Genomic DNA, 24,519 nt, shown 5'->3' on the forward strand with positions numbered 1-24,519 from the left:
TAACCATTGGTATTATGACATTTCGCCACTCCGTGGCTGAACCACTTGTTGACTTGAGCAGAAAATGGGTGTTTGCATAGTCATAAGCCGTCCTTTAAGATCATGTCGCTTCTACGAAGCTCAATCACTCTATTGATCAGAGTGTTATGACATTAGACTCCTCTGGAGCCTTATTTCCTATCTAATGGAAAGACTAGCCACAGAGTGGCGTTATGTCATAATTATGAGTTATCCTACTACTCCATTAAGCTTCGTAGAAGTGACATCGAACAACGTACTGCCCAGAGATTAGTCATATTATTGTGTCTGTGAAGATTCCGTCTACTCAATCATTTCTTAGGTTTTCTGCCGGATTGATTCTGATGATCCTTCTGCTTTGCCAGAATATGGCAGATAGACCGATAATGATGGTCAGCAGGCTGCTTACAAATACTTCTGCGAAGTGAACACCACCACTGAACTTATTGTAGATATTCACAAAGAGATTATCATAGAAAAAATAGGCTCCAGGTATGGCAATTAACAAGGCAATTAGCCAAAGCTTTAAGAACATTCCCGAGAGATTTCCGAAGAGCGTCATGGCATTGGCACCAAGTATCTTACGAATAGCCACCTCTTTACGCCTGTTTTCGGTAGAGTAAACAACCATGCCCAATAACCCAAGACTAGAGATTGTAATAGAGATTAACGCCAAAAAGCCGAAGATTTTCATGGCCGTAAACATAAAGTCATAACTCTGAGCCACAATGCTTTCTAAGTACCTAGGTTGAAATTGGCTTTCAGGTTGAAGTTTATTCCATGCGGCTTCAATGTTGGCCAGTGTTGCATCACCATTTACTCCGTTAAGTTCAATAATCGCATAATTATAAGCCGATTCATTTAGCCGCATTACCATAGGTTCAATTCTTTCGTTAAGCGGTTCGTGATTATAATCTGCTACTATACCAACAATTTGAACTTGCCTGTCGGCTAACTGCCTGATTAAACTGTCTTGAGGGTTATTCTCAATATTGTTGAGAAGGCTCAGCAGCTTCTCATTAACCAGCACCTGTTCAAACTGAACATCACTCAATTGGCTTTCGCCCCAAACCATTTTAAGATTCATTTTATCAATGAATTCTTCACTGATGTAAACCTCTCTAACTAGAATAGAGTCGGTCAAATCATCACTGTAGAAATAATTCGTTTTGTTCAAGGGTAAACCAGGGATGTTGGAACTGAAACTTATGTCTTCGACCCCATTTATAGCTTGCAATTCATTTTGAAGTACGGCTACATTGTTCGACTCAAGAGGTAAGATAATTCTGTTTTCTTTGGCAAAACCTGGGTCATAAGTAATGGTGTGTGAGTACTGCCTTAGTACTACTCCAATGCCAATCATGAAAGAGAGCGAAAGAATAAACTGAAAGACTAGAAGGCCTTTTCTGAAGCCAGAAATCGATACTTTTTTGTTACTGGCTCTGTTGTTGATGGCGGAAATAGGCGCGATACGGGCAAGGTAAAGAGCGGGTAATACTCCTGTAACAAGGCCTGTTAAAATGGCAAAGCCTAAGAACATGATGATGACAAGAGGAGTCATCTCAAACGTCAAGGCTTCTGCACCAACAAGCATAGAGGTAAACTCTCCTTTTACAAGGTTGAAGAGTACGGTCGAAAGCAATAAACTGATAATGCAGACGATAATTGTCTCTACCAAAAACTGTCTGATAATGAATTTATTAGGGCTTCCAATAATTTTTCTAATGCCAATTTCTTTGGTTCTATTGAGTGTGTTGGCAATGGCCATGTTGATGTAATTGAAACATGCTGGAATAAGCACCATAAGCGATACTCCAATGAAGTACAAAAGCCCATCGTAACCGAAAATCACACCAATTCTATCTGAGTAATTGGGGCCTGGATTGATCTCAGTTATGGCCTGAACATGATAAGAAGCTTGAGAAGATTCCAAATCAAAGAATGCTTGGCCGCTTTGACCTAAGTTGCTTACAATGGTTTCTAGATCACCTCTAGAAGCCTCCGACTTAAAGTAGAAATAATTGCCACTAAAATCAGTCCACCCTGCAGCACCAATATTGTTTCCGCGATTAGTACCTGAGATGTTTGCTAGCAAATCGAACTTGAAATGGGTACGCTGAGGGAAAGGCGCCAACACACCACCAATTTCGAAAATACCATCTCTTTCTGTTTCAACGGTTTTTCCGATAACATCCGTAGAGTTGAATAATTTTTCAGCCAGCTCATGCGTAATGATCACGCTTCTGGGATTATCAATTACGTTAGCATTGCCTCTTTGTAATTTGAAATCAAAAAGTTCAAGGAAGCTGGGTTCGGTATAGTAACCATACATCTGAATAGGCTCTCCCAGTGATTTGATAGTAGGGAAGAAATGATCGTTAATAACTGCACTATTTGTGATTTGCTGGGTACTGTTACGTAATAATTCTGCCAAGGCAGGAGGGGAGGAAGCAAAGTGATTTCTGTCTCCTGAAGTGGTTAGCTTTGTTGTGATTCGATAGATGTCTTCCGAATCTTGGTGGAACCTATCGAACTGTTTAAGATCCGACACCATGGCTAGGCAGAGTAAGGCAACCGACATGCCTAAGGCTAAACCAAAGACGTTGAGCCCTGTAAAGAGCTTTTGTTTTTTTATGTTCCGAATAGAGATTTTAATGTAGTTGAGAATCATTGTATTGAGTTTTTGACCAGAATAATAATTTGAAAATGACCTGTCTTTCTTGCGCTTTCTCAGGGCGTAGGAGAAAGAGAGTTTTATAACTTCTAACCAGTAGAAGAGGCGGGCTCTAAATTCCCCTTTCGATTCTAACTTATCTTCATAGAGTTCCTGCAGATCGCCTAAAAGATCTTCATTCTGAGCCTGACCACTTGCCCAGTGAAAGAGTTTAGTTGCGAGTTTAGGAGCTTTATGCATTAGCCAACTGATAAGTTGATTTTAGAGTTTTGCCAAAGTTCATCACGAAGGCTTTTCATGTTGTTGAGCGCTTCCTTAGCACTTTGTGTGATCTCGAAATAGCGTTTTCTACGTCCACCACGTTTGGCTGTAGGCTCTCCTAAATAGGAAACGAGAAACCCTTTTTCTTCCAAGCGTGTGAGAGTGGAATGCAAGGCACCCAAGCTCATTTTACGATTAGCCTGCTGCTCTATCATTTCCAAAATGGTAGTTCCGTAAGCTTCCTCAGCCAGATTCGCTATGGTTAACAAAACGAGTTCTTCAAACTCACCCAAATAGCCCTTCATAATATGTTTCTACTTTTGATATTAAATATAGGACGGCAACAATAGAAATATGTTTCTACTTTTCATAAAATATGACTAAAAAAATTGAAAAGGCTATCTGTAGCCAAAATTGCGTAGAATGGAAAGGCCTTTTTCAGATCTCACAAATGTTGCAAATGCCTCAGCTTCCTTTCCTAAGCCTCGGTCATTTTTAAGTATAACCATAGCCTGATTGATAGGGGAGTGCAAGCTATCAGCTATGGTGATCCAATTGTCATGGGTTGACATATTAGGAGAAAGGACAACCGATTTGGCTGTGAAGCCCATTTCCGCAGCCTGAGAGATGATAAATTGGTTGACCTGAGAAATACCTTCTCCAAAGACAAATTTGGACTCATTGGCCTCATACAAATTCAATCGCTTAAGCACTTCCTCCGCAGCGAGTCCATAAGGAGCAGTTTTGGGGTTGGCCAATGCGGTATGCGATACCTCTTTAGAACTCAGTTGATCCAAAGAAACTAACAGATTTTCCTTCATAGACCAGAGCACCAATTGTCCCTGAGCATAGATAACAGGTTCTCCAATTGTGTTTCCTGATGCCTGAAGTGCTTCGGGGAACTTGGTATCGGCTGAGAAGAAGAGATCGTAAGGAGCACCCTGTTGAATTTGCGCAGTCAGTTTACCAGAAGAGCCAAGGATGATCTCGCAATCAGTTCCGGTCTCAGCCTCATAAGCCTCAACCAAGGCACTCATAGCAAACTGCATATTGGCAGCGGTGGCGATGGTGAGCGAGCTTTTTTTGGGGGAACAGCTGAATATCGCTAGAACTAGAAGGAAACCTAATTTATTCATTATCATGAATCTAGTGATTAGTCTTGAGTCTTGGGTCTTGAGCTAATATTTTGTCCGTCATTGCGAGGGAGGTACGACCGCGGCAATCTCCTTGTTTTTGGGCAGAGACTGCTTCGTGCCTCGCAGTGACGTTCAAGATCTAATCGCGAAACAATGACATTATCTCAAAACACTTAATAAAATCTCCACCACATGCAGCGCCTTTCTCCCTGTTCCGTCTTTAATCTGATGACGGCAGCTGGTGCCTGAAGCGGCAATAATTACTTCTTCCGGTTGCTTTCTCACAGTAGGGAAGAGTACTAATTCTCCAATCTGCATGGAGAGCTCATAGTGTTCCTTTTCGTAGCCAAACGACCCGGCCATGCCACAGCATCCTGAAGGAATCATGTGCACTTCAAAGTTTTTCGGAAGACTCAGAATCTTCTTAGTAGGAGTCATGCTGGAAAGCGACTTCTGGTGACAGTGTCCATGAACTTTAATCAGCTTCTGCACCTCTGTAAACTGTTCCGCTTTGATATGGCCTCGGTCAATTTCTCTAGCCAAGAATTCCTCTATAGTGAAAGCATATTTGGCTAAATTTCTAGCCTTTTCCTGCAATTCACCACGAGTTAAGCCGATAAACTCATCTCTGAAGGTAAGTATAGCGGAAGGCTCTATGCCTACTAAAGGCACTTCTTCCGAGACTATATCCGCAAATAGCTTCACATTGGCTTCGGCCAATTCCTTGGCTTCATCCAACAATCCTTTGGAGAGCTGTGGTCTGCCACAATCTGGGTGATCTACGAAAGTCACTTCATAGCCCAGTTTGTCCAACAATAGGACCGCCTTCTTCCCGATTTCAGCATCGTTGTAATTGGTGAATTCATCGCAATAGAAGTAAACCCTTTTCTCTTTCTTTTCAGGTCGGAATTCTTTGTTCAGCCAATGTTTGAGTGGCTTCTTGGCCAGTTCAGGCATGCTGCGCTCTTTAGCGAATCCTGCAATCGACTTGGCCAGATTTCCTGTAACCGAGTTGCCAAAAACCAGATCGTAAGCCCATGGAGCTTTGCTGGCCAGCTTCATGCTTTTGGAGAAATGAGCGATCCGTTTGGCCCTAGTTGGAACGCCCTTTTCCTGATAATATTGATATTGCCACTCGGCCTTGAGTTTGGCCATATCCACATTAGACGGACATTCTGAAGAACAACCTTTGCAACTCAGGCAAAGATCCATCACTTCTTTAATTTCTTCGTGAGCGAAAGGATTAGCCTTGTCTGAACGAGTCAGCATTTCCCTCAAAATATTGGCTCTGGCTCTAGTGGTCTCCTTCTCGTTTCTGGTGGCCATGTAACTCGGGCACATGGTGCCGCCACTGAGTTCCGATTTGCGACAGTCTCCCGATCCATTGCAAAGTTCAGCGCTACGAAGAATCCCCTGATTCTCGGAGAAATCGAACATGGTGTCGAATTCTCTGGTCTCCTGATCTTTCTCATAGCGAAGCGAACTGTCCATAGGAGGGGTGTTCACTATTTTGCCGGGATTGAAGATATTCTGCGGGTCCCAGATTTGCTTCATCTGCTTGATGAGCTCATAATTGTGTTCACCCACCATTTGAGGAATGAACTCGCCTCGGAGTCTTCCATCACCGTGCTCTCCTGAAAGCGAACCTTTGTATTTTTTAACCAGTGAAGCAATTTCTTCGGCTATGATTCTGAATTGCTTTTGTCCTTCTGCCGTCTTGAGGTTCAAAATGGGACGCAGGTGCAGTTCTCCAGAACCGGCATGCGCATAATGCACGGAGTATAAGCCATGTTTTTGGAGTATCTGGTTGAACTCTTCGATATAGGCAGGTAAATCCTGCACATCTACAGCTGTGTCTTCAATAACCGGAGCAGCTTTGGCATCGCCAGGAACATTAGAAAGAAGGCCCAATCCAGCTTTTCTGAGGTTCCAGACGGATTTAATCTGTTCTCCCTGAATGACGGGATAGGCATAACCTCTTCCTTCACTTTTTAAGTCAGAGATTAAATCAGTGACTTTTTGGTCGGCTTCTTCAGGTGTTTCGCCATTCAATTCGACCACCAGAATGGCTTCAGGATCGCCTTCTACAAAGAAGCGTAGTGCACGATACATTGGGTTTCGCTTGGTTGCTTGTAGAATGTAATCATCCATCAGCTCACATGCTGATGGAGCATATTTCAGTGCTACCAAATTGGCTTTTAGGCTATCATCTATTGTTGCTGAGTGAATGCAAACCAGTCGCTTGTTATTAGGTGGAAGAGGAGTGAGCTTGATCTTCGCTTTGGTAACCATGCATAGTGTTCCTTCTGAACCAGCGATCAGACTACAAAAGTTAAAAGGAGTGCCATTTTCAACAAAGGGCTCATGCCTAAGTAGCATATCCAGCGCATAACCTGTATTTCTTCTCGGTATATCGGCCTTAGGGAATTGCTCAACGATCTCTTTTTGATTCGTTTCATCCTTCAACATCTCTCTGGTTTCAAAGTAGATGTTATTGTGAAGCAAACCTGTTGTAGAAAGTCCGTTGCATCGGTTTAAAAACTCGCCTGTATCCATCGGACCGAACCAAGTCTCTGAACCATCGGCTAAAATGGTTTCTACCTCTAAGAGATGTTCTCTCGTACTACCATAAACCACCGAATTAGAGCCGCAAGAATTATTTCCAATCATACCGCCAATCATGGCTCTGTTGGCTGTAGAGGTCTCAGGTGCAAAGAAGAAACCGTAGACGGCTAGGTGCTTGTTCAGGTCGTCTCTAACGATTCCTGGTTCAACCCAAGCGTAGCCTTCTTCAGCATTTACTTCAATGATTTGGTTGTAGTTTTTGGAAAGATCTACCACAATGCCACCGCCCACTACCTGACCAGCGAGAGATGTCCCTGCCGTTCGGGGGATCAGTGAACTATTGTTCACCGAAGCAAACTTAACCAAGGTAATTAGGTCTTCTTTTCCTTCGGGAATAACCACAGCAAGAGGTAATTCTCTGTAAGCCGAAGCATCAGTGGCATATAGCCTTCTGTGGGTTTCGTCAGTATATAAATCTCCTTTTAGGGAGTCGCGTAATGGCTGCCAATTCATGAAGAGGCAAAATAACAGGAGTGAATTTTTAAAGGAAGTGGTACAGGGGAATTATTTGTGCAATCGTAATAGCATAATTAGTCTTGGGGGCTCCCTAAGACTTTGAATAGGCAGTCAAGGGCGGTCAAAGCGAGACGCTTTGATTAGTGGAAGAAGCCTATATATTGATCTTTCTAGCCATTATTATTCAGGTGATTATTCTTTGATAGGCCAAGTAAGGGGTGATTTTTCCAGTTTCTAGTCTTGGGCGAGATGCCAAGACTAGATTGAGATGAAGCTGGAGTTTACTTTTTCCTCTTGCCAAGCCTAAACGCTAATGACAACTCCAGAAAATTTCCGTTAGAATTGAAAACATTAAATCCATGGATTCCAGATTTGTTTTCTGTTGGTGTTGAGTTCTTATTGCTATAGTTGACTTGATAAAAACCTGCATAAGGTTTAAAACTGAGTCCCAAGGAAAATCTTCTCGTTATGTCGTAATTGATACCGGCAAAGCCATATAGATAAAGTGAATGCACGTCATATTGCCGATTATAATTAATGACCCCATTATTATTTACTCTTTCTTTAACTCTGACAAATGAATATCCTATTCCTCCACCAAATCGGAAAAATGCCCTTGATGAAAGAGGATATCTCCACTCTCTTCCAGCTTCAAAACCAATTCTATTCTGATGCTGAAAACCGGAGTAAGCACTCCCATAAAGACTGAAATTCCATAGTTTTCTTTCTGACCCGAATCGGTAGGTGATACCTTGATCTTGAGTAGTTGCGAATAACCCAATTTCTTTCGTAGCTGAGCTGTCTTGTCCATGCACGAGACTCGAAACAAATAGGGCGCAGCCAATGATTATTTTTGTAATATGTTTCATTGATGGTGTTGTTTGATTTACTCAATGATAGTCGTCCTCCTATTCCAGAACAAAAGTTTGAATCGAGTTTAACTTTTATTCAGGTTTATTGGAATCAGTTTTAAAAAATCAGTTAAAAGATGGTCTAAGTGAGATGTTGAAACTAGGTTTTTATGAGACGCCTAAGACTGGGTTTAGGAGTGGACAGGTTTCCATTACCAATAGAGAAACAGAATCAGATGAGTTATTCACCCAACTAGAAGTTTATGTATTGATCTTTTTGGCTATCATAATTCAGGTGATTATTCTTTACAGGCCGAGTAAGGGGTGAAAAATAGAATGGTAGATTAGCAAATTGCAAGAACTAAATGAACCGAATATCATACGCCCCAATTTCTTCTAAGGTGAAATAATCACAACAAGGGCATTGGTATTTCATAATTCAAATCTCAATGTTATTTGGAGATTCCCGCCTACGCGGGAATGACGTCTAAATTTAATATATGGATATCCTAAAAACTCAAAACAAAACACGCTCCCTTACCAATTTCACTTTCAACTCTTAGGTCGCCACCATGGAGTTGCATAATCTGTTTGGATAGACTCAGTCCAATACCTGAACCTCGCTTTTTAGTGGAATAGAAAGGCATAAAGATCTTCTCTTTGGCTTCTTCGGTAATGCCTTGTCCGTTGTCTTGGATTGAGACTTTGGTATGTCCATCACGGAAATCAACTTTTACCTCAACTTCTCCGTCTTCTTGGTTTTCAATAGCTTCACTAGCATTCTTGATCAAATTAATGAGCACTTGCTCGATTAACTGATCGTCTAAGTTTACAATGGTTTCCTGTTTTAAAACCTTCAGTGTCAGCTGATTTTCCTTGAATTCATTCTTCATCAGAGCCACCGCACTTTCGACTACTTTGTTAATATCATGCTTTTGTAGGTTTGGTTCGGGCAGGTTGGTGTAATCTCGATAAGCATTGATAAAGTTGATTAATCCATCTGAACGACCTGATATGGTGCGTAGACCTTCTTCCAGGTCGTCAAGGCTATCATCTGGTATCAGGTTAGCATCGGGCTTTCTGGTTACATCTTCTGCAATAATTTCCTTTAGCGTTGAGGTGAGGGATGAAATAGGGGCAATGGAGTTCATAATCTCATGCCTCAACACCTTGGTCAGGTTTTGCCAGGCTTCCAACTCACGCGATTGCAGTTCAGCCTTAATGTCTTGGAAGGCCAACAAACGAAACGATTCATTTCCTAATTTATAACGGCTGATAAATACCGCTAACTCGTTGCCGTTCTTGGTTTTATAAATGATTCTAGAATGATTTCCCAGTTCCTTCAGTATCTCCCTGATTTCAAGGTAAGACCGATTGATTGACACATTTCTATCATTATTCAGGTTCAGTAGGTTAAGAGCTGAGCGGTTGATGAACTTCACCTTGTTTTCTTCATCGATGGACACAATACCAGAAGCTATGTTTTCAACCACCACCTGCAATTCCTGAAAGAACTCTTCACGCTTCTGACGTTCCAACAAAATGGCATCAATCACTTCTTTGAAAGCCATATTCAGTTCCTTGAAGGTCTTTCCCAGCTTATTGTCATGGGTAAAGCTCATGTTGAAGTCGTTGTACTTGATGGCATCGAAAAAGCGTCTGAGCTTCTTGTTGGTGCTTTCTATGTAGTTGAAAAGCTCAAAGACTTCAAAGATGATCAGAAAGCCGGTAACCACAGTGGTTACGTACTTTTCATCGAAGAAAATTAGATATACAAAGGCAGATACGGTGATGAAAAGAACAATCACCCGAAGCAGTACAAATAAGCGGAAACGGTTAAAGCCCATACTTCTCTAATCTTCTGTATAGTGACGAACGCGTAAGTCCCAATTCCTGAGCGGCATGGGTAATGTTTCCGTTGTGCTTTGCCAAGACTTTGCGGATGAGAATTCGCTCTACATCTTCCAGATTATACTGCTCCAGATTGATCTCGCTTTGGTCTTTCGGCTGATTCGAGGCATTAAAGAAGAAGTCTTCCGGCTGCAGAATGTTGTCTCTGCTCATAATCACAGCTCTTTCCACAGCATGCTGAAGCTCTCTAACATTACCAGGCCAATGGTATTTCTCCAATCGCTTCACAGTGGCTTCTGAGAACTTGTAAATGTCTTTGTTGTATTTCTTAGCAAACTGCTCCAGATAATGTTCTGCCAGTATTCTAATGTCCTCGTTGCGTTCTTTCAGCGAAGGCAAGGTAAGCTCAATGGTGTTGATACGATATAGCAGATCTTGCCTAAATTCCCCCTTTTGCACCATTTCATAAAGCGGCATGTTGGTGGCACATATCAAGCGAATGTCTACATCAAGTACTTTGTTTGAGCCAACGCGAGAAATACGTTTATTCTGCAAGGCTGTCAATAATTTGGCCTGAAGAGCAGGAGAGAGGTTGCCAATTTCATCGAGGAAGAGAGTGCCGCCATTGGCTACTTCAAATCTACCAGCACGATCTGTTTTGGCATCGGTAAATGCACCACGCACATGACCAAAAAGTTCCGACTCAAAAAGGGTCTCAGTGATAGCTCCCAAGTCTACCGTAACGAAGGGTTTATCAGCTCTTTTGGAATTGCGGTGAATGGCTCGAGCAATGAGTTCCTTACCCGTTCCGTTTTCACCCAGAACTAGCACATTGGCATCGGTTTCAGCTACTCGTTCAATGGTGTCAAACACCCTGATCATAGCCGAAGACTGACCAATAATGTCTTTGAACTTATGATCCAATTCTTCACGCATAAGTTCCTGTTGGTCTTTGAGTTGCTGAACTTCTGCTTTAGAAGATCGAAGCTGAATAGCTGATAGCATTGTGGCTAGCAGTTTCTCATTTTCCCATGGCTTCATCACAAAGTCTGTTGCTCCAGCTTTGATGGCTCTTACCGCCATATCTACCGAGCCAAAAGCTGTGATAAGCACCACCACGGCAGACGGATCAATCTCCAGAATTTTATCTAACCAATGAAAGCCTTCCTGACCTGAATTCACATCTTGTGTAAAGTTCATATCTAGCAGAATCACATCATACGATTCATTTTTAAGTAGGTCAGGAATCAGGGTGGGATCTTTCTCCAGATCAATCTGCCCGAAATGGCGTTTCAGGAAAATACGAGCTGCTTTGAGCAGGTCTTCGTTGTCGTCTATAATGAGTATGCGTCCTGTTTTCATGTTTGGGTTTCGGTGATTTTAATCCTCTTAACTCTCTTTTAAAAAAGGTAAATTATTAGCAGATAAACATCTTTGGAATTGATCTGAATGATGTTTGTAAGGATACTCCTCCTTGGCGAAGGAGGTTGGGAGGATTGACCTAGTCACTAATCCTCCTAGCCCCCTTTTCAAAAAGGGGGAGAGTTGCTGCCATAAATTATTTACTTTTTCCATAGTCGCTTTGCTTTATGCATATGCTTCTGGTGGTTCTAACTCTAGTACGTTTATTTTCCCATAGGCTTCCTGAGCAACGGCAGAGGTTCTGGGGATTGACTGTTTCCTTGTCTTCCTTTAATCCCTTCAGGTACAAATTCTTTCAGATAGTGATAAACCGCATTTACATCTTCTATTACCAACTTTTCGGGAATTCTAATGACCTGATAACCGAGTTCTTTCAATCTATAGTCTCGAATTTCATCTTCCTCAACTATATGGTCATGATATTTTCCATCCAATTCGATGATCAATTTCAATTCGCGACAGACAAAGTCAACTATATAGTTTTCAATAATGAATTGCCTGTTGAATTGAAGTCCGTAAAAACCTTTGGCTCTGAGAACGTATTTCCAGAGTATGGCCTCACCTGGTGTCGACTCATTTCTAAGTTTTCTGGCGTTGTGTTTTAAGTGTTTGTTGTAGGTGGTCATAATGGATTTATCATCTAATCCCCCTAGCCCCCTTTTCAAAAAGGGGGAGGGTTTGTGCTAGGTTTTATTTTTCTTGTAATAAAACAACCTTTTACTGATGCCTGATTTATCGTCATTCCCGCGCAGGCGGGAATCCCTTACGGATCTTGTTTTCATTGGAGATTCCCGCCTGCGCGGGAATGACGTTCTAAAATGTATTCACCCTTAAACCCCTTAAGGGGCTTTTTTTATTTTAGGCAGAGTTAAAAAGCTTAGCAAATCAATCCTTCCTCATGAATATACACAAATACTACCGTCCGCCAGCGAACGGTAAAGTTCGTCAGCGAATAGTTTAAGTTGAGGATGTGTTTTTAAAGCACTGTAAATCAGGTTTTTAACTTTGGCATATTGCTTGGAAAGAAAATGGTGGGTTAGAGCCCAATGGTCAAAATAATTCAACACTCATGTTTAAAAACTACTTCAAGACTGCTAGCCGATATCTTCTCAAAAACAAAGGCTACACGTTCATCAATGTATTTGGTCTGTCGATAGGCTTGGCAGCTTTTATAATGCTTGGTCTGTTCGTAAAGGTTGAGTTTAGTTACGATGAGCATTTGAGCCAGAAAGACCAGATTTATCAAGTCTTTCTTAAGGATACTACTGATAAAGCTCCTGATTTTGCCTTACAGACCATGGCACCTATGGGGCCGCTAATGGTTGATCAAGTACCTGAGGTAGCGGCAAGCACTCGTTTTGGTACTATGCATAAGAAAGTGTTGAAAATGAACAACCAGAGGTTTTTGATCGAAGGAGTTCGTTACACTGATCCGGAAACACTCGATTTCTTTGATGTTAGTCCTGCTACTGGTTCTTCCAATTTGAAGCTAGGGAAGAGTGATATTATCTTATCAGAAAGTGAGGCAAAGAAGGTTTTTGGTTCGGTTCAGGCTGCAATTGGAGAATCGGTTGAAATAGTTGAGCTCGGCACTTTTCAAGTAGGTGGTGTTTTCAACGATTTACCAGATAATACTCACTTGGATTTCGATTACCTTATCTCTTTCGAGAATGCCAATGATGCTTTTTTCTCGGGAGTCAATTTTATTATGGAGAAAACAGTCTTCGATTGGGGTGTGGTTTCTGCTTTTCCTTTATATGTCAAGTTGAATGCTGAGAACCTAGATATTGAGTCGGTTGAAGCAAAAATGAATGCGGCCTTAGGGCTACATCAGAGTAATAGGGTTACCAAATTACTCCCTGTTAATGAAATTTATTTTTCAGACCTGAGTCATGGTTACTTTGGGAGAAAAGGAGAAAAAGACAAAGCTCAGCTCTACCTAATTATTGCGCTGGTCATTTTAGGTGTGGCCATTATCAACTACATGAATTTGGCTACGGCTCGCTACTCTAAACGATCTCGAGAAGTTGGTATTCGCAAAACAGTTGGTGGGCATAAAATGCAGCTGGCCAGACAGTTTCTAACAGAATCTTTCATCATTACATTTATCGGTTTAGTATTGGCTATTTGTTTGGTTGAGCTTTGTTCTCCAATACTAAGCAACTTTGTAGATAAGTCGATTGGTGTTGATTACAGTGCACCAGAAAGCTATCTTATTCTATTATCAATTGTTATAGCTGTAAGTTTCCTAGCGGGAATTTACCCCGCTTCATTCCTTTCCAGATTCAATGCCATTGAAGTACTTTCTGGTAGAGCAACGGGCGGTAAGAAGGGTTCAAAATTTAGAACTGCGCTGGTTGGTTTTCAGGTGTTTATTTGTCTTGGTCTTATATCGGTGACAATGATTGTTCTTCAGCAATTCAAGCACATGTCGAATTTAGATTTGGGCTTTGATCACGATCAAATTGTGGGCGTTTCTTTGGCCGATAAAGGTGTAGCTGAGAATTATGAAACTTTCAAAAATGAGTTAACCAAGAATGCCTCAATCGAATCTGTTACAGGGGCTTCTTTCTCTGTTTTCGATGGTAGTGCCAGCTTCTATATGGATCCGGAAGGAATGGAAGAATCTGTGCCCATCACTTTTATGAATGTCGAAACGAACTTCGCAGAGCGTTTAGGAATCACAATTAAAGAAGGTGATGATTTCTCTTCTGAAGGTGAGTTAAACAGAAAAGGAATACTCATTAATGAGACTGCCCAGGAAGAATTCGGTTGGGATACTCCAATTGGTAAAACCATAAGCGATTATAAAGTCATTGGCCAGGTGGAAGACTTTGTCTATGGATCGGCCAAAGAGGCAATACAACCTTTAATGATTGTACCTTCGAAAAGTGGCTTTACTTATGCTTACGTTAAGATTTCAGGGGGAAATATTAAGTCTGCCATGAATCATCTGCAGTCAACCTTTGAAAATTTCGCAAGTGATTACCCATTCGATTACAGTTTTCTAGACGATGTCTTCGCTAAGAAGTATGAACAGGAGCAGAAGCTTTCTCAAGTCTTTTCAACCTTTACAGTGTTGGCCATTATTGTAGCCGGTCTTGGGATTTTAGGGCTTTCCATCTTCATTGCTGAATCCAGAATTAAAGAAGTGGGAATCAGGAAAATTCTTGGTGCCAATATTGGTCAGTTAATCTGGCTTTTAAATAGTGGCATCACCAAGCTCATTCTTATTGTAGCACTCATCACCCTGCCTTTAGTTTACCATTTTATGTCTGAGTGGCTCGATGGTTTTGTCTACAATATTTCCATCAGTGTTTTCACTATGCTTATTCCACTCATTGCCTTGATCGCAGTAGTCTGGATTATACTGATATTTCAATCCCTTAAATCGGCTTATGCTAATCCTGTAAACGCTATTAGAACAGAATAAGGGTTAGGATGAATCACTCACAAATCAACAAAAGACATGAATAAACTGGCACAATTCCTTAAAAGTGGCTTCAAGTCCTTGAAACGAGAGCGGTACTATGCGCTGCTCAACATTCTTGGACTTGGTTTAGGTATTTTCTGCTTTCTACTCACTTCGCTTTATGTGAAAGATGAGTTGACCCATGATAAATGGCATAAGAATGCAGAGAATATCTATATGCCACAACAGATTTTCGAGTCAGAGCAAGGCTCTATGATGTTAATGCCATCTTTTGCCATTGGGCAGGGGTGGGTAGATGAAATTCCTGCGGTTCGAGACTATGTGAATATTAGCTCTGAAAAGCATAGAGACTACATCATTAATGAAAGTGAGTTTAAAACCAAGCAACTGGTCTTTACCACTGGCGCTCTATTTAGAATCTTTGATTTTAGTTTGGCTTTAGGCAACCCAGAGAAAGCCTTAAGCGAACCCGATGCAATGGTTATTTCTCATGAAATAGCCAGAAAGCATTTCAAAGGTGAGAACCCTTTGGGAGAGTACATTGAAGTAAAGGGAATTGGAACCTATAAGGTTACTGGAGTGCTCAATCCAATCCCCAGTAATTCTCACTTACAATTTGAATTTTTAGTGCCTATCGACTTTACCAAAGACCCTTATACTGGACTTGAAAATAACTGGCAATTTGGTAGTGGCTATCACTATTTACTGATTGACGAGGGCTCTGATATGGAAAAGCTCTCTGATGAAACTTTGGCTATGCTTGAGAAGCATACAGGAAATAAGCAGGCAATGCCTTTTAGGTTCAACAAATTCTCTGAGTTGTATATGTCTGGCAGTGCTATGAGAACTGGGGATAGCATGTTTGGTGGGCGGAAGAAGTACGTGGTTATATTTAGTATAATAGGAGCTCTTATGCTTCTGGTTGCGTCTTTTAATTATATCAACTTGACCACTTCAAGGTCTTTTGCCAGAGCAAAGGATTTTGCAATCAGGAAAGTGATTGGTGCGTCCAAAGCTAGGTTAATTGCTATTCAGTTGGGTGAAACGTTTTTCATTGCCTTGCTAGGTCTGGTCATAGCGCTAATTGCCTTAGAACTTACTTTGCCATCGATTAACGAATTGATAGGAAAGAATCTTTCCCTCCAGATTCAAAGAGACCCTTCAGTATTATTTCTTCCAGCATCTGTATTGGTGTTAGTAATGCTGCTTTCAGGATTGTATCCGGCACTTATTGGAAGTCGTTTTAATTTATCAGCTTCATTAAAAGGCAAGTCGCCCAACTCTAGAGGAACAGTCATTCGTAAAGCTTTAATCGTCATTCAATTCACTATTTGTACAGGGGTTTTGGCAAGTGCTTTAATTATCCGCTTCCAAGCTAACCACATGATCAATATGGATTTGGGATATAATACCAAGAACATCATTTCAATAGAGATGAGAAGAAGTGGCCTTTATGACAAAATGCAAACCTTTAAGAATGAAGTTCAGCGTTCGGCTATAGTTGAAGGAATTGCTTCTGGTCCAATTCCTACCAGCGGTGGGGCTATGATAATCAATATTGGCGAAGAAGATAAGGTTCAACAGTTCTTTGGGTACAGTGCTGCCGACAAGAACTTCATCAATATTGCTGATTTGCAGATCGTTGCTGGCAATTCTTTCGCAAATGTAGATGAGTCGGCTTTGGCTAATGGTGTAATTATTAATGAAGCAGCTTGCGAGCTTTTGGATCTTTCTCCAGAAGAAGCTATTTCTACAAAAATTCCAGATTCTGAAATGGAAATTGTAGGGGTTATTAAGAACTATCATACAAGTTCTACAAAGTCTAAAATTGGCCCTCAAATCATCTCTTATGATGAAGATCAGCTTAGCAATGTATTGATCCGATACAAGGCAGGTGATCAGGATAAAGTGGTTGCTCATGCTGAAGCAGTTTTGGCAGAGTTGGGATATACTGAGCAATTGAAATACAACGTAATTGAAAATCATTTTGAAAACGCCTTCAAAAGGGAAGAAGCGCTGATCTCTATTTTCGATGGTTTGACCATTATGCTGATTTCAGTGGCGGGTCTTGGTCTATTTGCCCTTGCCGTTTTCGAAAGCCAGATTAGAGAGAAGGAACTTTGTATACGCAAAGTGCTTGGTGCTAATTCTTTAACCTTACTCAGGAACTTGAATATGCGTTTTGTGCTATTAATAGGTCTGGCCTTGATAATTTCTATCCCGATTACCCAGTACCTAATTGGTAGTTGGTTAGATGCATTTCCTTATCGAATAGATTCAACGGCCAACTACTTCATTTTAGCTGGTGGCGTTGTAATGGTCCTAGCCATTGTAATGCTATCTATTCAAGGAGTAAATAGTGTGAGGAAAAACCCGGCCGAAGTGCTTAGAAGTGAATAAAGGTCAGTTCAATCTTCCTTGTTTGAAGTTCAAAATTGAGCCAACATGGAACATGAAACTTAGAACATAAAATTAATACCATGCTCAAAAACTATCTGAAAATCGCCATTCGAAATATCCGTAAACACAAAGGATATTCATTCATCAACGTCTTTGGGCTTGCCGTAGGGATTTGTTGTTGTTTGCTCATTTTCCTTTATGTAAAAGATGAGTTGACTTACGACAGGTTTCACACTAATGTAGATAGAATCTACCGCATCAACTCTGAAATTGATTGGTTTGGGAACAAAGACCTCATGGGAGCTTCTAACTTAGTTGAAGCCAAAGAATATGCAGATAGAATTCCTGAAGTAGAGGCTTTTACTCGGTATAAGAGTACTGCCTTAGTCATCAAAAAAGGGGAAGAGTATGTGAATCAATATGGGGCATTGTTTACCGATTCTGGAACCTTTGACATATTCGATTATGAGGTTTTAGACGGAGCTCTTGATGGAGCATTGGACGACCTCAACTCAATAGTGATTTCCAGAAGCATTGCGGAGAAGTATTTCGATAGAGTGAATGTAGTTGGAGAAGAACTCACCATTAAGCTAGAAGGAAAGCTGGAGCAGTTCATCATTCAGGCAGTTTTTGAAGATTTTCCAATTAACTCATCATTAAACCCGAATATTTACTTTCCATTAGAAAAGTCAAATGACTTCAGAAACCTGAAACCTGAAAGAGCTTGGAATAATATAGGAAATACATCTATTCTAATGCTTAGAGCAGGTTCTGATCCTTTAGAAGTTGAAAAGAAACTTAGGGAAGTTCGTCTTCAATTGAATCCGGAAGAAGATTCATGGGCGAGAGGTATTATGAGCTATTTAGAACCTCTGAAGAGTTTCCACTTGAATACAGAGGTTCAGGGTAGCTCAGGCGTTTCCAATGCCAGCGACCCTACCTACTCTTATATTTTAGGAGGAATTGGATTGCTGATTCTAATTCTAGCCTGTATCAATTTTGCCAACCTATCGGTGGCAAGGTCTATTCCGAGAGCCAAAGAAATTGGTTTGAGAAAAGTGCTAGGTGCGCAGAGAAAACAAATTGCACTTCAGTTTTTAGGAGAGGCGTTCTATGTTTCAGTCATAGCCTTTGTACTTGGCCTTATTCTGGCTGAATTACTTTTGCCAACCTTCGGTCAATTAACAGGGAAGGATTTTTCTTCCAGAATATGGAATGATGCCTACTTAATAGGAATCTGTTTGGGAGTAGTGGCTTTCAGTGGCTTAATGGCTGGCTCATATCCTGCCTTCTTTGTGTCTCGTTTTTCAGTCCTCAAAAGCCTTTCTGGCAGGGTGAAAATGAGTGGTAGACAGTACCTCACCAAAGGTTTGGTGCTCTTTCAATTCGCTATTGCTGCCATTTTGGTAATTGGTACCATTGGTATGAATCAACAGATTTCCTTTCTACTTAAAACCGACTTAGGTTATAACGATAAGGACTTGGTTTCAATGAGTATTAGGGGCAGCGAGAAGCAGGCTAACATTGTAACTAGTGAGCTGGCCAAAGATCCGAATATTACCAAAGTTGCCCTAGGTGGTGATTTCTCTTCCGCTACTTCAATGGGTTATGGAGAGGAGGAGTTTTTCTGTGTTGTTTCTGCAATTGACACGAGTTTTATTGATGTTCTGGGTTTGGAGCTACTCCAAGGTAGAAATATTAAACAGACAGAAGACGCCTATATAAGAGGACAGGATACACTGACAAACATAGTTGTCAATCAAAAATTCTTGGAGAAGATTAAGTTTGATGGAGATCCAATTGGGCTCTACATCACAAGTGGAGGCGATGAGGAAGAAGACGCTTACCGCATAGTGGGGGTGGTCAATGACTTTATTTATTCATCGGCTAAAAGTGGAGTTTCTCCAATATCATTTATAGCAGGAAGCGCTGAAAAGGGAAGTTTTAATAAGGTGAATGTCAAGCATAGCGCTGGATACGCTAGTGAAATAGAAGGAAAACTAACTGATGCATGGAGAAAAGTAGACCCATATACGCCTTTAAGCTTTTCATTTGTTGAAGAACAGAATAGAGAAAGCTATTTTGATGAGAAGCGGTGGAGATCCATTATTACTAGCGCTACTGTTATTGCCATCATCATTTCATGTCTCGGGTTATTCGGAATGGCACACCTTTCTTCTCAACAGAGACAGAAAGAAATTGGTGTAAGAAAAGTATTAGGGGCAAGTGTGAGGGAACTGGTGTTTATGCTCAATCTGAGTTTTACCAAATTGGTAGCTATTTCGGCCATAGTGGCTATTCCAGCAGCTTATTACTTCTTAGACGATTGGCTTTCAAACTTTGCATTTAGAATAGACTTAGGTGTGTTGGTTTTCCTTATTCCAACCCTGATAACGCTTTTTATCGCGGTATTAACGGTGAGTATACAGTCTTATAGAACAGCCAATGCTAACCCAATTAATTCATTGAGAGATGAATAGAACTGTTCAAAGTTTCAAGTTCAAAGTTGAACCAATATGAAATCTAAAACCTAGAACATAAAACTAATAAACATGCTAAAGAACCACCTTAAACTCGCTTTCAGAAGACTGATCAAGAATCGGTTTTACACCCTCATTAACCTATTGGGTTTATCGGTTGGTTTTGCATCTGTATTGATCATTTTCCTTTTTGTAAAGAAGGAGAGGGCGTTCGACAAGTTTCATTCAAAACTGGATAGGATTGAGCACTTGGCAATTGTAACAGAACGGGATGGTACCGCCCAGAAATCAACCAGAACTTCAGGGCCTATTCTGGTAGAACTAGCAACTGATTATCCAGCTATAGAAGCTTTTAGTAGATATGAATTATCTGGAGGAAGCAAATTTGTATCCGATTCCACAATATCCGAAGATCTGGCCATTAGCCACAATACCTTTCAGGTCGACTCTAAATTCAATGAGATATTCGATTTCAAACTTAAATATGGTCAGTACCCAGATTTTGATAATGATCATAGTGCAATAATCATTACAGAAAGTAAAGCGAAGGCATTATTTGAAACAGGGCAGAAGGCAATTGGGAGAAGCGTGTTTAGTAGTTTTAACAAGGAGGAATATATAGTGAAGGGAGTGATAGAAGACATTCCTGAAAGTTCTTCACTTCGTTTTGATTGTCTCACCTCTCTGATGGGAGCCTATCCATCGGTAGAAGGTAAAACAAGTTTTATAAAAATGTGGGGGAATAACATCGTTAATAATGTGGTGTTATTCAAGAAGGGTGTCACCCGTGAACAAAGAGAGTTAGTTGCTCATGAAATTGCTGAGTTATACAACACCAGAGTAGTTCATCAGGAACTTCCATCAAGTTTTGAATTTCAGCCTTTTAAAGAAGCCCATTTCGACTTAGCCACCAATGACCACTTCAGTGACCAGACAGATGAAAGTTACCTGCTGATATTTAGCACTATTGCTTTGGTTATTCTTTTCGCTTCGCTTGCGAATTACTGCTCTCTTACCCTGTCTCAATCAGTTGAAAGAGTTAAGGAGATTGGCGTAAAAAGGACAGTTGGTGCATCAACCATGAATCTCATCAGCCACTATTTTTTCGAGTCTGTAATACTTACTTCATCAGCTTTTATTCTGGCTCTGATCATAATAGAGGTTTCAGTTCCGGAAATAGAAAGTGTAATCAATAAGAGCTTGGGTGTACAAATTTTTAGTGACCTAACACTTCTATCGAAATGCTTTAGTGCAGTTGTGCTTGTGTCTTTTCTTTCCATACTTTATCCTGCTTATATAGCTTCTAGAAGGGGCTTGAGCAATTTTAAAGCACATGGTAGTTCAGCATTATTCCGAAGAACATCATTTATCTATGTTGTTAATTGCTTTCAAGCAGCCGTATTCGTTTTTCTATTGGCAGCTACTTTGTTTGTCAATCAACAGTTAGATTTTGTTCAAAACGAGAATCTGGGCTTTAACAAAGAGCATGTTTTGATGGTCTCAGTGAATACACGTGAGTCCATTTTCAAGAAGAATGAACTGAAAGCTACTTTCGTCAAGAGCCCATATGTGCAGCATGCTGCAATATCAAGTTCTTATCCGGTAGAGCATGCCCGCCCAACATATGCAGCGAAAGAGGAACTGAATTTTATTCAGTATACAGCCGATGCAGAATTTCTGGGGGTATTTGATTTCGATTTGATAGAAGGCAGGCCACTAGAAAACCTCGAACACCACAAGAATTACACAATACTAAACGAAACTGCTGTGGAAGCTTTGGGCTTTGATGAACCGATAGGTAAAAAATTCAACGGAAAGGAGATTATAGGTGTTGTGGCCGATTTTCATGCAGAATCGAAAAGAGAATTGATTAAGCCTCTGGCCATTCGATTGTTCGAGCATGATGGTTTTGGATGGATTTTGATGCGGCTAAAGTCAGATAATATTCAGGCTGCTATGGATGATGTGCTCGAGCGATACGAAGAGGTAACAGGAAGCAGCAAGATTACTTACCGATTCTTTGATGAGCAGTACGACAAAATCTATGCTTCGGAGAAGGTGATCAAGTATTTGATGCAGATTTTTACCGGTATTGCCCTCCTGATTTCCTTCTTCGGAGTGTTTGGGTCGAGTTCCTATACGGTGAGGCGAAGAGTGAAGGAAATCAGCATTCGCAAGGTGCTAGGCGCGAATCTGATCGATCTAAATAGAGCCATCAACAAAAGTGGTCTTAGATACCTTGTCATCAGTGCTCTGGTGGCCATTCCATTGTCGTATTGGTGGATCAACGATTGGCTAGCTCAATTCTCATATCAGATCAATGTTGGTGCCTTAAACTACGCTCCGGTTTTAATGATTACAGCTTTGTTAATTATTCCTGCTATGCTTTTTCAGGTGGTTAAAGTGTATCACACTAAGACAGTTAACTATTTAAAAGATGAATAAATGAGTTCAAAGTTGAGCCAACATGAAACCTAAAACTTAGAACATAAAACTAACAGATATGTTAAAACACTTTTTAAAAACAGGCTATAGAGGCTTTAAGAGACAAAAACTTTACTCACTTGTCAACCTTTCGGGCCTGGCAATTGGTATGTTCTGTTTTCTCATTACGGCACTTTACGTAAAGGATGAACTGACTTTTGACCGATGGCATGAGAATGCCGATAATATCTTCATGTCTTCTTTGGAAATGCAGCGAGAGGATGGAGAGAAGTTCAAGGTTAGGCCATCTTATGCTTTGCTTAAGGCATTGAAAGAAGAAAGCTCTGAAGTAGTAAGTGCTGTAAATATTAGCCGAAACAACTGGAAGTACTATCAGCTAGGTGAAGAGTGGGTTCAGACCGAGCAGTTCTATTATTCTTCACCAGAACTTTTCGAAGTATTTGATTTTAGTCTGAAGTATGGTAACGAAACCACTGCACTTTCTGAGCCAACCGATGTAGTAATTTCTTCTGAATTGGCAGAATCTCTTTTCTCTGGGGAGAACCCATTAGACAAAATGATAAGCATTCAAGGCCAGGGTGAACTGAAGGTGGTGGGTGTTCTAAACCCAATTCCAGCAAATTCACATTTGAGGTTCGATATGGTGGCTTCAATTAATAATCCAGGCTCTAGATATAAAAGATCAGAGGGGGAGTGGGTTTATGGAACGGGATACAATTACTTCCTTCTAAAAGGAGATTATAAGCTCGATAAGCTCTATGAGGATACCAAAACGATTTTAGCTAGAAATGGTGCTGAGGATATAGCTGCCAACTATGAGTTTCTCAAATTTTCAGAATTGTATTTGAAGCAACAAACTGAGCGCTTTAATAGGGATATGTTTGGCGGTCAGATGAAGTATGTCTACATCTTCAGTTTAATAGGAACGCTAATTCTTCTAGTAGCCTGCTTCAATTACATCAACCTTACTACTAGTGCTTCAATTAGCAGAAGCAAGGAAATGGGTATTCGTAAGGTGATAGGTGCCTCAAAGACAAGTTTAGTATCTAACAAAATGGTGGAAACTCTCTTTGTTTCATTTTGGAGCTTAGTCTTAGCCATCATAGCCGTAGAAATGACGTTACCTTATATCAATTCCCTAATAGGTAAGTCGCTTTCATTCAATGTTTTGCAGTCTCCATCACAGCTAGTATTACCAGTAGTGTTGCTTATTGTTGTCATGTTGATTTCTGGCGTCTATCCTGCATTTATGTTGAGCTCTATCAACTTGTCAACAGTATTAAGAGGAGCTCAACCTAAAACTAAAGCCGGTTTATTTAAAAAGTCGCTGATTGTATTTCAGTTTATCATCTGTTCAGGTCTTCTAATCGCTGCCTTAGCTATCAGAAGCCAAGCTGACTTCCTCATTAACATAGATAAAGGTTACAATGAGGAAAATATTATGTCTATGAGTGTTAGACAAGAAGGTCAGCGTTTGGAATATGAAGTGCTCAAAAACAAGCTAGAGTCCATTCCTCAAATTGAGGTGGTTACTTCTGCTACACTTCCCATTTTTCCGCCTCCGCCTCCGCCATCGATGGTGGAGATAGAAGGTAGAATGTTTGCGATGACCTTTTTTACAGGCTTCGTTGACAGGAATTTTAATGAGATTTTTCAGTTGGAGTTTCTTGAGGGAGTGGACTTTACACAAGTACCAGAATCTGAACTTGGAAATGCGGCTATTATCAATGAAACAGCTAAGAAGAAGCTAGCTCTCAATCCAGCTTTAGGTGCTAAACTGCCTGATGGGTCTAAGGTAGTAGGAGTAGTAAAGGACTTTTTCTTTGATACAGCTAAATCGGAGATTCAACCCGCTTCTCTTACCTACTATCCAAGAGGTTTCTATAATGTTCAATTTAGTTTCAGAGCTGGAAATAAGGCAGATGTTATGGCTCAGGTTGAAATGGCCATGAAACAAGAGTTTGGCCTAAAGTCTGCGCCAAGCATGACAGAACTGAAGACCATAACCCAAGGCTTTAACTTTTATGATGCTGAAACTACGCTCAAAACCATCTTTAATATGCTGACAGGTATGGTTATTCTGGTGGCTTTCCTTGGCTTGTTCGCCATGGCCACTTTTGAAAGTAATGCTAGGGAAAAAGAACTCGGAATTAGAAAAGTGTTGGGTGCCAACTATTTCCACATCTTAAAAACGCTCAATAAGCATTTTGTTGGGCTGATGGTTGTAGCCTTTCTAGTATCGATTCCCACTACATTTTACTTGGTAGAAGAATGGCTCCAAGCTTTTCCGTATAGAATAGAAGGTCTTGGAAGCTTTGGTATAAGCTCAGTAGCCATCATAGTTTTGATTGCAACCCTCATACTAGGAGCTCACAGCTATTTAAGTACTCGAAAGAACCCAACTGAAGTACTTAGGAATGAATAAACCTGTTCGATGTTTCATTTGGGCTCAAAGTTGAGCCCAAAT

15 protein-coding genes are annotated in these 24,519 nt (G+C 40.7%); 6 read left to right on the forward strand and 9 right to left on the reverse strand.

Annotated features, from left to right (window positions below; all coding sequences use genetic code 11):
• Nucleotides 1–325: 325 nt before the first annotated feature.
• The 5 genes from AWW68_RS13740 to AWW68_RS20130 form a co-directional block, all read right to left on the reverse strand.
• On the reverse strand, nucleotides 326–2,932 hold the full coding sequence (locus AWW68_RS13740; protein WP_068221995.1) for an FtsX-like permease family protein: 2,607 nt from the start codon (nucleotides 2,930–2,932) through the stop codon (nucleotides 326–328).
• Nucleotides 2,932–3,258, reverse strand: a complete 327-nt coding sequence (locus AWW68_RS13745; RefSeq protein WP_317038758.1) for a PadR family transcriptional regulator — start codon at nucleotides 3,256–3,258, stop codon at nucleotides 2,932–2,934. The genes AWW68_RS13740 and AWW68_RS13745 overlap by 1 nt, the downstream gene beginning before the upstream one ends.
• Before the next feature lie 93 nt (nucleotides 3,259–3,351).
• Nucleotides 3,352–4,089 carry a molybdate ABC transporter substrate-binding protein gene (gene modA / locus AWW68_RS13750; protein WP_068221999.1) on the reverse strand — a complete coding sequence of 246 codons (738 nt, stop codon included), beginning with the start codon at nucleotides 4,087–4,089 and terminating at the stop codon, nucleotides 3,352–3,354.
• Nucleotides 4,090–4,248: 159 nt separating this feature from the next.
• Nucleotides 4,249–7,167, reverse strand: a complete 2,919-nt coding sequence (locus tag AWW68_RS13755; RefSeq protein ID WP_068222001.1) for an FAD-binding and (Fe-S)-binding domain-containing protein — start codon at nucleotides 7,165–7,167, stop codon at nucleotides 4,249–4,251.
• A gap of 284 nt (nucleotides 7,168–7,451) precedes the next feature.
• Nucleotides 7,452–8,039 (reverse strand): hypothetical protein, encoded by a 588-nt coding sequence (locus AWW68_RS20130; protein WP_157717657.1) that lies wholly within the window; start codon nucleotides 8,037–8,039, stop codon nucleotides 7,452–7,454.
• A gap of 88 nt (nucleotides 8,040–8,127) precedes the next feature.
• Between AWW68_RS20130 and AWW68_RS13765 the strand changes: the two genes are divergently transcribed.
• The gene (locus AWW68_RS13765; RefSeq protein ID WP_068222005.1) at nucleotides 8,128–8,349 is read left to right on the forward strand and encodes a hypothetical protein; all 222 of its coding nucleotides are present in this window, start codon (nucleotides 8,128–8,130) and stop codon (nucleotides 8,347–8,349) included.
• Nucleotides 8,350–8,382: 33 nt separating this feature from the next.
• Here the strand turns inward: AWW68_RS13765 and AWW68_RS20495 are convergent, their stop codons facing one another.
• From AWW68_RS20495 to AWW68_RS13780, 4 genes are all read right to left on the reverse strand, one after another.
• A complete protein-coding gene (locus AWW68_RS20495; RefSeq protein WP_157717708.1) occupies nucleotides 8,383–8,457 on the reverse strand; it encodes a CPCC family cysteine-rich protein in 75 nt (24 codons plus the stop codon).
• 73 nt (nucleotides 8,458–8,530) lie between these two features.
• Nucleotides 8,531–9,868, reverse strand: coding sequence for a sensor histidine kinase (locus tag AWW68_RS13770; protein WP_068222007.1), 1,338 nt, complete (start codon nucleotides 9,866–9,868; stop codon nucleotides 8,531–8,533).
• Nucleotides 9,858–11,234 carry a sigma-54-dependent transcriptional regulator gene (locus AWW68_RS13775; protein WP_068222009.1) on the reverse strand — a complete coding sequence of 459 codons (1,377 nt, stop codon included), beginning with the start codon at nucleotides 11,232–11,234 and terminating at the stop codon, nucleotides 9,858–9,860. Before AWW68_RS13775 ends, AWW68_RS13770 begins: the two co-directional genes overlap by 11 nt.
• A 263-nt stretch (nucleotides 11,235–11,497) precedes the next feature.
• Nucleotides 11,498–11,920 (reverse strand): endonuclease domain-containing protein, encoded by a 423-nt coding sequence (locus tag AWW68_RS13780; protein ID WP_068222011.1) that lies wholly within the window; start codon nucleotides 11,918–11,920, stop codon nucleotides 11,498–11,500.
• Nucleotides 11,921–12,363: 443 nt separating this feature from the next.
• On the opposite strand from AWW68_RS13780, the gene AWW68_RS13785 reads away from it, so the two are divergent.
• The 5 genes from AWW68_RS13785 to AWW68_RS13805 all read left to right on the forward strand — a co-directional run bounded on the left by AWW68_RS13785 (nucleotide 12,364) and on the right by AWW68_RS13805 (nucleotide 24,477).
• Nucleotides 12,364–14,727, forward strand: a complete 2,364-nt coding sequence (locus AWW68_RS13785; RefSeq protein WP_068222013.1) for an ABC transporter permease — start codon at nucleotides 12,364–12,366, stop codon at nucleotides 14,725–14,727.
• A gap of 36 nt (nucleotides 14,728–14,763) precedes the next feature.
• Complete coding sequence (locus AWW68_RS13790) at nucleotides 14,764–17,127, forward strand: ABC transporter permease (RefSeq protein WP_068222015.1); 2,364 nt, start codon at nucleotides 14,764–14,766, stop codon at nucleotides 17,125–17,127.
• An 80-nt stretch (nucleotides 17,128–17,207) separates the two neighbouring features.
• Nucleotides 17,208–19,607 (forward strand): ABC transporter permease, encoded by a 2,400-nt coding sequence (locus AWW68_RS13795; RefSeq protein WP_084375696.1) that lies wholly within the window; start codon nucleotides 17,208–17,210, stop codon nucleotides 19,605–19,607.
• A gap of 72 nt (nucleotides 19,608–19,679) precedes the next feature.
• A complete protein-coding gene (locus AWW68_RS13800) occupies nucleotides 19,680–22,052 on the forward strand; it encodes an ABC transporter permease (RefSeq protein WP_068222019.1) in 2,373 nt (790 codons plus the stop codon).
• A 58-nt stretch (nucleotides 22,053–22,110) separates the two neighbouring features.
• Nucleotides 22,111–24,477, forward strand: coding sequence for an ABC transporter permease (locus AWW68_RS13805; RefSeq protein ID WP_068222021.1), 2,367 nt, complete (start codon nucleotides 22,111–22,113; stop codon nucleotides 24,475–24,477).
• Nucleotides 24,478–24,519: the final 42 nt, after the last annotated feature.

The organism is Roseivirga spongicola (assembly GCF_001592965.1).
Classification (GTDB): Bacteria; Bacteroidota; Bacteroidia; order Cytophagales; family Cyclobacteriaceae; genus Roseivirga; species Roseivirga spongicola.